Genomic DNA, 11,085 nt, shown 5'->3' with positions numbered 1-11,085 from the left:
GCTGGCAAACTCGACGTTCAGCTCGAACGGCGTCGAGAGCGCTTCGCGGTGGGTAAAGCGCACCACGGCGGTCTCCTCGGCGCCGGGCAGGGTCAAGGTGAAATGCACGCCGGTGCTCTCGATCATGGTGCCGCTCCCTGGTCGTTATAGGCAATGAGAACGACTCAGGGTAGCGGCTTGGCGTCACAAGGCAACCCCTTGAGGGCAAGTGTCTACAATGGCTTACAGCCATGTAAGAAAAGGCTTACAAAATGGATAGCCAATCTCTTACAAAGGTAACGTTGTGTGTTGTTAACGTTTCAAAAAGATAACCAAGCGCCTGTAATGAAAGCTAGCGTGGTGAAATCGCCCTACCCCATCACGCCCTACCCCATCAGCTCACCGATTTCGGCCGCCTATCGCCTTCGAGGAAGTTGGCGGTGAAGACGGCTTTGCCGTGGGTGTCGAAGGACCACTTCATGACGTCGGCCAGGGCGGCCATGACCGCGTCGAACTCGCCAAACACCTGAGTGCTCATGCGGTTGGGGTGAACCTCCAGACCGCTGGCTTCTAGGCGGGCGACCACGGCCTTGACGACGGGTTTGTAGTCATCGGCTAGCGGGTAATAGCTCAGTTGAACGGAGAGATACATGGCGAGGCTCCTTAATGCTCTTTTCCTTATGCTCTTTATAGTGAGATTACGCTTTGGCGACGCGTGGCTTCGCTGCTAGACGTTCCCAAGCGGCCAGAATGGCGGCGCGGGTTTCATTGGGATGTTCCATGGGGAACATATGCGAGCCGGGTACGCGGCTGACGTTCAGGCCACGGCGCTCTAGGCGCTTGATGCGCGAAGGGGTCAGCAGATCCGAGCCTTCGCCTGCCACTACCTCGACCGGCACGTTCAAACGCCCAGGCAGGCGCGAGAGGTGATCCGGCAGGTGGCGGAAGATAGCGACCTCGATGGCGGTATCGAAGGTGAGTTCGGCTCTGCCGTCGTCCAACAGCCGCGTACCCGATTCAATGTAGTCATTCAGCGCCTCGGGGGTAAAGCGACGAAACAGCCCCCGGCGGCGCAGCGACTCCGCCATCACCTCGCGGCTCGGCCAAACGCTGCGCCGCCCTAACGTCTTTCCAGCCGGCGTGACGCGGTCGACGAAGCCAAAGCGCTTGGCCGCCTTCATCGCCCAGGCATCAGGCCCTAGCATCAGTGGCGGGTCGAGCATAATCACTCCGCAAAAGCGCTCGGGGCGCTTGGCGGCGGCCATGGCCATGAGCGTCCCCCCCAGCGAATGGCCAACGCCGAGCACGGGCGCGTCCTGGGCAGGCAGGTGGCTCAGTAACTCTTCGACCAGATTGGCCCAATTGTGGTTGACCGGATAATCAGGGTGGTGGCCCAAGCGGTCCAGCGGATGCAGCTCGAACTCGGCGGCAAGCGGTTCGAGCAGGCTCTTGTAGCTCGCTCCGGGGAAGCCGTTGGCGTGGGCGAAGAGCAATGGCGTACGTGAAGACGGAGATGATGAAGACATGGCAGCGGGCGGCTCGCTGTTGTTGAGATGGTTTTTGAGATAATAGTTGTTGAGATAATCGTTGAGATAAATGACCGTCTAGACGATGAGGCGGCTATCTATCACACGGTCGTTTAAATGTAGCCGTTTTTGCCTCGGCTGCGAAGGGCGTCAATGGTGCTGGCTCATCGCAGTGACATCAAAAGAGCGTCAGTTGGGTATGCGGCGGCACTTCGGCCAACCGATACCCTACGCCCAGTAAGCGCACCGGGCGCTGCCCACGCGCCCAGCCGACGTTCAAAAGTGCCTCGAACTGCGCCTGGTTGGGGGCAGGGTCGGCGTGCTCTACGGTCGTTTGGGTGAAGTCGTTGAACTTGACCTTGACCATGAGGCCGCGAATGGCGGGCGGCGGATCCAGCCGGGCAAAGCGGCGTTCGAGATCGGCTAGCAGCGTGGGTAGCTCGCGCTGGCAAGCGGCAAGGTCGGGCAGGTCCTTGGCGTAGGTCTGCTCGGTGCTCACCGACTTGCGCTCGCGGTGGGTTTTCACCGCTCGCTCGTCGCGCCCATAGCTAAGCTCGTGTAGGCGCTTGCCAAAGCGGCCAAAATGCTCCACCAGCTCGGTCAAGGGCCAGGCGCGCAGGGCTTCGCAGGTGTGAATATCCATGGCGGCGAGCTTTTCGGCGGTGCGAGGCCCTACGCCATGTATCTTCTTCACCGGCAGCGGTTTGACGAAACTCTCGATCTCATCGGGGGTGATGACGAAAAGCCCATCGGGCTTGCGCCAGTCGCTGGCGATCTTGGCGAGAAACTTGTTCGGCGCCACGCCTGCCGAGACGGTAATGCCCACCTCGCGGCGCACCCGCGCGCGAATCGCCTCGGCCATGCGCGTGGCGCTGCCCTTGAACAGCGTAACCTCTGAAACATCGAGAAAGGCTTCGTCCAGCGAAAGCGGCTCGATCAGCTCGGTCACGTCGCGATAGATGGCAAATACTTGGCGCGCCGCTTCGCGGTAGCGCGGCATGTCGCCACGAATGACGGTGAGGTGCGGGCAGCGTTTGAGCGCCTGGGCCATAGGCATGGCCGAATGGATACCGTACTTTCGCGCCGGATAGTTACAGGTCGCCACGACCCCGCGCTGTTCCACGCTGCCGCCAATTGCGATAGGAATGTCCGTGAGCGCGGGATTGTCGCGCATCTCGACCGCCGCATAGAAGCAGTCGCAGTCGCAATGGATGATCTTGCGCACGGGGCCGGGCTCACCTCACAAGCTGTAGAATAACAAACTGTAGATAAAAACAGTTTACCACAGCCATAGCCGCTTAAACCGTAGGCTGTCCAACTCTCAAGTGCCGCAAAACGTACGCAGCACCTGTTCGCTCTGGGTGGCAGGGGCCGCCAAACGACGCGCCGCGGGCGTATCGTCGAAGGGGTTGGTGACCACGGCCAAGAGCGCATGAAAGGGCGCAAAATCCCCATCGTAAGCAGCATCGATCACTTCCTGAACGCGGTGATTGCGCGCAATGATGACCGGGTTAACGGCGCGCATAGCCTTATGGCGCTCGGCATCGAGAGGCGCATCATCGAGCCCCAAGGCATCGCACCAGCGCGCGAACCAAGGGGTGAATGCCTCGGGCGCGGTGGTCAGCGCCAGCAAGTCGGTTTCGGCGTCCCGCGTGGCGGCGTGGCGGGTGAGCGCATCGAAGGTGGCGGTGAGATCCATTCGCCCGGCGTGCATGAGCGCTTCGAGTTCTTCCGTCAGCGTATCGGCGCGCTCGCCCTCGCCTTCCATAAGGCCAAGCTTGGCAATACGCAGCGCTTGGCGCTCGCGGGCAAAGTGCATCTCGAAGCCGCGAATCACCTCGACGGCCTGCTCTACCGCCGCATCGCCTTCGGCGTTCATTAGCGGCAGCAGCGTTTCGGCAAAGCGGGCTAGGTTCCACTGGGCGATGCCGGGCTGGTTGGCGAAGGCGTAGCGTCCACCTTCATCGATGGAGCTAAAGACCTTCTGCGGGTCGAACTGTTCCATGAAGGCGCAGGGGCCGTAATCGATGGTTTCGCCGCTGATGCTGGTATTGTCGGTGTTCATCACCCCGTGAATGAACCCAAGGCTCATCCACTTGGCGATGAGGGCCGCCTGGCGCTGGGTGACCGCCTCTAAAAGGCCAAGGGCAGGGTCTTCGGCACCGTCGCGAAGGTGAGGATAGTGGCGCGCGATGACGTGATCGACCAGCGCCTTTAGCATGGCCTCGTCACGCCGCACGGCGGCGTATTGGAAGGTGCCCACGCGCACATGGCTGCTGGCCACGCGCGTTAGCACGCCGCCCGGCTCGGGACGCATGCGCGCAACGCGCTCGCCGGTCGTCACGGCCGCGAGCGAGCGTGTCGTGGGCACGCCAATCGCCGCCATCGACTCGCTCACCAGGTATTCGCGCAGCACCGGACCAAGCGGCGAGCGGCCATCGCCGCCACGGGAAAACGGCGTGCGCCCGCTCCCTTTGAGCTGAACATCGCGGCGCTGGCCGTGGATATCCACCACTTCACCCAACAGCAGCGCGCGGCCATCGCCCAGTTGGGGCACGAAATTACCGAACTGGTGCCCCGCGTAGCCCAGCGCCCGAGGCTCGGCGCCCGGCGGCAGCGCATTGCCGCTAAACCACTGCGCCAGGGTGGCATCATCGGGGCGTGCCTCTGCGCCCAGCTCTGCGGCCAAGGCGTCGTTGAACGCGATCAACTCAGGGCGCTCGACCGCCGTGGGCGAGCAAGCCGCCCACAGCGGCTCGGGTAGTTCGGCGAACTGATGCTCGAATGTCAGCACGGTGTTACTCCGCTTTGCATAATGGGATCTGGCTAATACCCTAGCAGTTGGTTCACGCAAAAGGCGATTTCATGCGGCATGCTAGCGACGCTTCGATACACTCTTCCCTTGCTTCAGTGCATCCTCCCTTACCACGCGCTTTCTACGACCGCGATACTCTAGCCGTTGCCAACGCACTGCTTGGCTGCTGCTTGGTACGCGATACCGGCGGTGAGCCAATGGTGGCGAGAATCGTCGAGACCGAGGCTTATCGCGGCTCGGAAGACTCCGCCTGCCACGCGCACCGTCGCGAAACGCCTCGCACCCGTGCGATGTTCGGCCCGCCAGGCCACGCCTACGTTTATCTGGTCTACGGCATGCATTGGCTGCTGAACGTGGTGACCCAGCCCGAAGGCAGCCCTTGTGCGGTACTGATTCGCGCGGTGGAGCCAGTGGGCGGCGAAGCACTCATGCGGGAGCGTCGCCCGGTTGCGGCTAAAGCGCTGTGCAACGGCCCCGGCAAACTCACCCGTGCCCTGAGTATCGACGGCTCCCTCTACGGTCACGATATGACCACGCCCGATACCCTCTGGATCACCGCCGGTGAAGCGCCCGAGCGCGTGGCGCGCGGCCCCCGCGTGGGTATCGACTACGCCCAGCCGCATGACCGCGATGCCCCTTGGCGTTTGTGGATCGAAGGAAACCCGTGGGTATCCAAGGCGCGCTAGCCGGGGCGCAAACACGCCAGCGCATGCTCCAACACTGGCGTAAGCGGCGCGCGCCATTGATGGCTGAGCAGCGCATCGGCACGGGTAACGCCGAGCGAGAGCGAGGCGATGGGCAGCCCCATGGCATGGGCCTCGCGGCAGAAGCGGTAGCCGGAGTAAACCATCAGCGAAGTACCCACGGCGAGCACGGCCTTCGAACGCGCCAGCGCCGCTTGCGCAGCCAAGCGCCGCTCGGGCGGTACCACGTCGCCGTAATAGACCACATCGGGTTTCAAAATGCCGCTGCAGCGCGGGCAGGGGTAGATTTCGAAGGTGCTAAAGTCAGTTTCTAGATCGGCATCGCCATCGGGGGCATGAGCGGCATCCAGCGCGGCAAAACGGGGGTTCATCTGCGCCATTTCGGCGTGCATGGCGTAGCGCATCATGCGGTAGCCGCAACGCATGCAGCTCACCGTATCTGCGCGGCCGTGCAGGTCGATCACGCGTTTGGATCCCGCCCGTTGGTGTAGGCGGTCGACGTTTTGGGTCACCACGGCTTCGACGAGCCCTTGCGCTTCGAGCGCGGCGAGCACACGGTGCGCCCCGCCCACCGGCGCCTGCCCCATCGCTTTGAAGCCGATCAATGCCCGCGCCCAGTAGCGTTGGCGTACCGCTTTTGAGGCCATGAAATCGCCGTGCTGAACGGGCGGTGAACGCTTCCACTGCCCATTGGCATCGCGGTAGTCGGGAATGCCGCTGTCGGTGCTTACGCCCGCGCCGGTAATCACCCAAAGGCGCGGATAGCGCGTAATGAACGCGGCAAGCTCCTCACCGGCCCGGATGATGTCGTTGCCTGCATTATTTACCTGGGTCAACTTCTTCCCCTGGGTAGTCGTATACTATTTCAACGATACTGTAGGACACGGGCGACGCCAATCCGTTACCCCAACGAGCTTTCAAGGAGCCTCTCATGCAACGGGATCACGATATCGTCATTGTCGGCGGCGGCATGGTGGGCGCAGCACTCGCCGCACGGCTGGGTCAGGCGGGCAAGCGCGTTGGCCTGGTGGAGCGCGGCCAGCCGCCGAGCGCGCCTGAAGGCGATTTCGACCTGCGCATCTCGTCGCTCAATGCGCGCTCCCTAGACTTCATCGAGGCCAGCGGTGCCACGCTTCCCGCCGAGCGCTGCTGCCCATTTCGGCATATCGAGGTGTGGAATCAGGAAGGCAAGGGACACAGCCTTTTTTCTGCCAGCGACAGCGACCTCGACCAGTTCGGCATCTTCATCGAAAACCGCGCCCTGCAGCATGCGCTGTGGCAGCGCTTAGAAGCGCTACCTACCGTTACCTGCTACACCGGAACGGCACCGCTTTCCACGTTGGTGTCAGGGCGCGCGCGCTGGGTCGAGCTGGACGATGGCCAAACGCTGAGCGCGGCGCTGGTAGTCGGCGCCGACGGCGCGCGCTCACAGCTGCGCGCTCTAGCAGGCATCGACGTGACCACCCACGACTACCACCAGCGCGCCATGATCATCAACGTGGAAACCGCCCTGCCCCAGCAGGATGTCAGTTGGCAGTGCTTTACCCCAACGGGGCCTTTAGCCATGCTGCCGCTGCCCGGCCAGCGCGCATCACTGGTGTGGTACGATCACGCCGACACCACCCAAGCCCGCGAAGCGCTCGACGACGAGGCCCTAAAAGCCGCCATCGAGGCCGCCTACCCCGAGCGTTTAGGGGCCATCACACGCATCGTCGCCCGCGCCAGCTTCCCGATCAAACGCCAGCACGCAAAGCGCTACATCGGCAACCGCTTAGCGCTGATCGGCGATGCCGCCCACGTCGTTCACCCACTAGCCGGACAAGGACTCAACATCGGCCTTCACGACGCCGACACCCTGGCCGAGCTGATTCTAGAGCAGCGCGACCCCGGCGCCTCGCTCGCGCTGCACCGCTTCGAGTGCCAACGCCGCCTCGCCAACCAAGCGATGATCGCCGCTACCGACAGCTTCCACCACCTGTTCACCGGCGCCAAACCGCTGCGCCAGCTGGGCGACTTGAGCCTACACATCGCCGAGCGCCTGCCGTTTGCCAAGCGGTTGATGATGCAGCAGGCTAATGGGTTTAGTCCGTTTAAGAGGCGCTAGCTTTTTTCTAACAGGCTATGAAGATGAGTAGCGCAAGCGGGGTATTCCAAACGCTTGCGCTCATGATTGCAGGCTTATTGGGCACTTCTTAATGCGGTGAGCCCAACCCCGGCGGCTTGAAAACCACCATCGACCGCAATCGTCTGCCCCGTAACGTATCCTGCTTCCGAAGAGCATAAAAACGCGATCACCTCGGCGATTTCCTTTTCCTGGCCAAATCGATTGAGGGGAATGGTTTCAAGGTAGCTTGCTTTCATTTCGGGCGCGGCTTCGACTAGCTTCGCTAAGAGCTCCGTCTCAACGGGGCCTGGCGCTACGCAGTTGGCCCTTATGCCATACGCGCCTAGCTCCATTGCTTGCTGTTTGGTCAAATGAATGACGGCAGCCTTGGATGTGCCGTATGCGGTTCGTAGTGTGCTGGCACGCAGGCCAGCGATGGACGCGACATTCACGATTGCCCCGGCCACCTCTTTCATCAGCGGCGTAAGGGCCTGAGTGACGAGAAACGCGCCATCCAGATTCACCGACATTATTTTTTTCCAAGTGTGGAAATCCGTCTCCTGTATCGGGTGAAGCGACGCGATGCCGGCATTATTGACGAGCGCATCGACCCGGCCGTATTGGCGCGCGATGGTCTCCGCCATCGCGCTGACAGCATCAGGATCGGAAACATCACACTCAATGGGCAGAACGCCGCCGCGTGCCTGGGCCAAGTCGTTAGCAACCGCGTAGCTCATATCAACCACGACAACGTCATACCCTTTCGACAGAAAAATATCGACAGCGGCCAGCCCAATTCCTCTCGCGCCACCGGTTACAACGGCAACTTTATTAGCGGTCATCTAATACGCTCCTTACATTATTATTCGCCGATCAACACCATGGATATTTGCGGAAAAAATGCCACCAAGGCGAGGCCTACCAAGCAAGCGCCAACACAGATCAAGGTTCCTCGCGCTATTTTTTCAATCGAAAGCCCGGTTACATTTGCAGCAACGTAGAGGTTGATGCCGACGGGAGGTGTGATCAGTCCAATGGACAAATTGATCATTACCAAGACGCCAAACCAAACAGGATCCCAGCCCAGTTGATGGACCATTGGCAGAAAAACCGGTAATGAAATGAACATGACCGTTACCGCATCCATGAACATGCCAATAATCAACAGAATCAGCATGATGACGAGCAAAATAACCCACTCATTGTCGCTCATGCCTAACAACAGAGAGGAGTAAGTACCCACTAGATCATCCACCGTGACGACCCAGCCAAACAAGCTGGCATAGGCAACGACCAGCATGACGACAGCAGACGATGCCGCCGCATCGCTAACCGCCTCGTACAGTTTTTTGATGTTCAATGTCTTGTAAATGATGGCCCCTACCATTAACGCATAAACGGTGGCGACCAAGGCGGCTTCTGTGGGAGTAAAAACGCCAGCATATATACCCCCCAAAATAACCACCGGCGTAAGTAATCCCCAAAAGGAATCCTTGAAAGAGGCCCATAGCCTCGTCGCATAAGCCGACTGAGCATAAGGATTGTCGCCCCTCGAAAGTACAGACGGCTTACCCATATCACCCAGCGGTGATTTTTTGACACGGCCCCAGGGCAGCGTAAGCATCATTAACCCACCCATCATCAAGCCGGGGATGATGGCGGCCAAAAAGAGTTTCGATATAGAGGTTTCAGCAATAACGCCGTAAATCACCAAGCCAATGGAGGGAGGAATAACGATCGATAGAGCAGCCCCCGTACAGACAAGGCCTGCTGCATAAGACTTACGGTAACCATCTTCTTCCATTCCCTTAATGATCATAGGGCCAATGGCGGCCACCGATGCAGGCCCCGACCCACTAACCGCCCCCCAAAAGAGACATACGACGGTTCCGACTACCCCCATACCGCCCGGCAGTCCGCCTACCAGTACTCTAAAAAAGCGGATCATACGATCAGCAATACCAAGCCTGCCCATCAGCGTGCCCGCTAGAATAAAAAAGGGAATCGCCAGCAGTGAGAACTTAGTAATACCCGTTGCAATGAGGTCGCCGGCGAGGTCCAGGCCAAATCCCATATGCCACATAGCGTAAATAGCCGATAGCCCAAGAGAAAACGCAACGGGCACTCTTAAGAACAGTAGCAGAAAGAAAACCAGAATCATCTGGGAACCGGACGAGAGCGAATCGAAAATATCAAACATCGATGCCTCCACTGGTGGGTTCTACTTTGCCTTGCATCTCTTTCCACGAACGCTGTAGAAGTCTAATGGCAATTAAAAAAAAGCCGAAAGGAACGGCAGCATGGTAGTACCAAGCAGGAACCCCAAGCCCATAAGAGCGGGTACCGCTAGCAAACTGATTGGTCAACACTTCCCAAGAAAAGTAGGCCGACATACCTAGTAACAAGAGCGACAAAATAACAGACAGTATGAACACAATCGCTCTGGCTTGACCTGGCAAAGCATTATAAATAACCGTTACAGCTAAATGCTCGCCCCTTCTTGCAGCAATCGCTGCCCCAAATATGGTCAGTATCAAAAAACCATTGGTGAGAAGCTCTTCGGTCGCTGCAAGTGAGAAGTTAGTGCCATAGCGTACAACAACGTTAGCAAAGCCAAGCAGCGCCATGCTCAGAAAGAGCACAGTGCATATTATTTTTTCAAACTCATCAATTAAGAATCTCATTTTTATTGGCCCTGTACTGATATAAAAAAACCCTGGCTAACGCCAGCCAGAGTTTTTCATAGGAACGGTATCAGTGATTACTGTTTGGAACTTTCTATCGTTTCGACAAACGTAGAGACAATCTCTGGGCCCACTTTTTCTGCCCACATATCGAAGGCAGGTGCCGTTGCTTGCCTAAAGACATCGATTTCGTCCTGGCTCAGCTCGGTAATTTCCATACCTTGCTCGCGCAGAAAATCGATGCCATCGGCGGTATTTTCTCGTGTAATCGCCAATTGGTGCGCCATGGCTTCGTCCGCTGCCTGCTGAATCATCTCTTGGGTCTCAGCGTCGAAACGCTCCCAGCGCTGTTTGGAGATACCTAAAAAGATGGGGTCATAGGAGTAGTGCCAAAGCGTTATATAGTCCTGCACCTCATAGATACGCTGGGGGATGATGACCGCTCCGATGCCGTTCTCTTGCCCATCAACGACGCCTTGCTGGAGCGCCGAAATGGTTTCGACCCATTGCATTTGCTGGGGGTTGGCGCCCAGTGCATTCATGACATCAACATACATAGGACCTGCCACACGCATATTGAGGCCGCGCATATCCTCAGGGCTGCGAATCGGTCGTTTACTATTGGTTAATTCTCGAAAGCCGCTTTCTCCCCACGCCAGTACCTTAACGCCCCTTTCGTCCATGATGTCTTCAAGCAACGTAACAGGCTCACCGTTCATGGTGGCATCTACCTGGTCATAGCCGTCGTAAAGATAAGGTAATGAAAAAACAGCCATCTCAGGAATTAAAGGAGTTACGTTAATGGCCGACGTCATGACCAAATCGATAGCCCCTCTGCCCACCATTTCGAATTGGCGCATCTGATCGCCACCTGCAAGCTGCGAGTTAGGGAAGGTACGCACCGATAGCTCACCCCCCGACGCCTCATTCAACAGCTCATTAAACAGCTCCGCCGCTTCATGCCACGTTGTGCTGTCGCCGGTGTTATGCGAAAGCCTTAACGTTTCGGCCGATACCGAAGCAGAAAACACCAAGCCTACGGTAGCTGAGGTAACCCAGATGGTTTTTAGAAAGGCGTGTTGTTTCATTATGTTGTATTCCTTTTAGCGTGTCCGTGCTGAAGCACTTCGTTGTTATGATCCACAATATGGACCTTTTTTTAGGTGTCTTGCAATAAAAATTTGCCAAAGCAAGCCTTAAAAGTCAAAGTACCTATCTATAAGCTATCCAAAGCACCTATCAAAACAAGCTCAATATAAAAATTACTGAGCAA

At 58.3% G+C, this 11,085-nt stretch carries 11 protein-coding genes; 2 read left to right on the top strand and 9 right to left on the bottom strand.

The genetic code is table 11. The features are described from left to right. Window positions 1–373 precede the first annotated feature (373 nt). The 4 genes from LLY24_RS17940 to LLY24_RS17925 all read right to left on the bottom strand — a co-directional run bounded on the left by LLY24_RS17940 (window position 374) and on the right by LLY24_RS17925 (window position 4,299). Window positions 374–631: a thiamine-binding protein gene (locus LLY24_RS17940; RefSeq protein WP_259037687.1), complete on the bottom strand. Its 258-nt coding sequence runs from the start codon at window positions 629–631 to the stop codon at window positions 374–376. 46 nt (window positions 632–677) lie between these two features. Beyond that, window positions 678–1,505, bottom strand: a complete 828-nt coding sequence (locus LLY24_RS17935) for an alpha/beta fold hydrolase (RefSeq protein ID WP_259037686.1) — start codon at window positions 1,503–1,505, stop codon at window positions 678–680. 178 nt (window positions 1,506–1,683) lie between these two features. After that, window positions 1,684–2,730: a DNA polymerase IV gene (gene dinB, locus LLY24_RS17930; protein ID WP_259037685.1), complete on the bottom strand. Its 1,047-nt coding sequence runs from the start codon at window positions 2,728–2,730 to the stop codon at window positions 1,684–1,686. A 96-nt stretch (window positions 2,731–2,826) separates the two neighbouring features. Continuing rightward, window positions 2,827–4,299, bottom strand: coding sequence for a protein adenylyltransferase SelO (locus LLY24_RS17925; RefSeq protein WP_259037684.1), 1,473 nt, complete (start codon window positions 4,297–4,299; stop codon window positions 2,827–2,829). A 71-nt stretch (window positions 4,300–4,370) separates the two neighbouring features. Between LLY24_RS17925 and LLY24_RS17920 the strand changes: the two genes are divergently transcribed. Beyond that, the gene (locus LLY24_RS17920; RefSeq protein WP_259037683.1) at window positions 4,371–5,006 is read left to right on the top strand and encodes a DNA-3-methyladenine glycosylase; all 636 of its coding nucleotides are present in this window, start codon (window positions 4,371–4,373) and stop codon (window positions 5,004–5,006) included. On the opposite strand, the gene LLY24_RS17915 is transcribed toward LLY24_RS17920, so the two are convergent. Further along, complete coding sequence (locus LLY24_RS17915) at window positions 5,003–5,860, bottom strand: NAD-dependent protein deacetylase (RefSeq protein WP_259037682.1); 858 nt, start codon at window positions 5,858–5,860, stop codon at window positions 5,003–5,005. The two genes, LLY24_RS17920 and LLY24_RS17915, sit on opposite strands and share 4 nt — an antisense overlap. A gap of 95 nt (window positions 5,861–5,955) precedes the next feature. Here LLY24_RS17915 and LLY24_RS17910 point away from each other — a divergent pair, with 95 nt between their 5' ends. Beyond that, window positions 5,956–7,128 carry a UbiH/UbiF/VisC/COQ6 family ubiquinone biosynthesis hydroxylase gene (locus LLY24_RS17910; protein ID WP_259037681.1) on the top strand — a complete coding sequence of 391 codons (1,173 nt, stop codon included), beginning with the start codon at window positions 5,956–5,958 and terminating at the stop codon, window positions 7,126–7,128. A 74-nt stretch (window positions 7,129–7,202) separates the two neighbouring features. On the opposite strand, the gene LLY24_RS17905 is transcribed toward LLY24_RS17910, so the two are convergent. The 4 genes from LLY24_RS17905 to LLY24_RS17890 form a co-directional block, all read right to left on the bottom strand. Then, window positions 7,203–7,970 carry an SDR family NAD(P)-dependent oxidoreductase gene (locus LLY24_RS17905; protein ID WP_259037680.1) on the bottom strand — a complete coding sequence of 256 codons (768 nt, stop codon included), beginning with the start codon at window positions 7,968–7,970 and terminating at the stop codon, window positions 7,203–7,205. A 20-nt stretch (window positions 7,971–7,990) separates the two neighbouring features. Beyond that, window positions 7,991–9,328: a TRAP transporter large permease gene (locus tag LLY24_RS17900; RefSeq protein WP_259037679.1), complete on the bottom strand. Its 1,338-nt coding sequence runs from the start codon at window positions 9,326–9,328 to the stop codon at window positions 7,991–7,993. Then, on the bottom strand, window positions 9,321–9,812 hold the full coding sequence (locus tag LLY24_RS17895) for a TRAP transporter small permease (RefSeq protein ID WP_259037678.1): 492 nt from the start codon (window positions 9,810–9,812) through the stop codon (window positions 9,321–9,323). Before LLY24_RS17895 ends, LLY24_RS17900 begins: the two co-directional genes overlap by 8 nt. 77 nt (window positions 9,813–9,889) lie before the next feature. Further along, on the bottom strand, window positions 9,890–10,900 hold the full coding sequence (locus LLY24_RS17890) for a DctP family TRAP transporter solute-binding subunit (protein WP_259037677.1): 1,011 nt from the start codon (window positions 10,898–10,900) through the stop codon (window positions 9,890–9,892). Between the last annotated feature and the right edge of the window lie 185 nt (window positions 10,901–11,085).

This window comes from Halomonas dongshanensis (assembly GCF_024790395.1).
Lineage (GTDB): Bacteria > Pseudomonadota > Gammaproteobacteria > Pseudomonadales > Halomonadaceae > Vreelandella > Vreelandella dongshanensis.
Note: the sequence above shows the minus strand (reverse complement) of the source record. Positions and strands in the feature narration are given on the sequence as shown.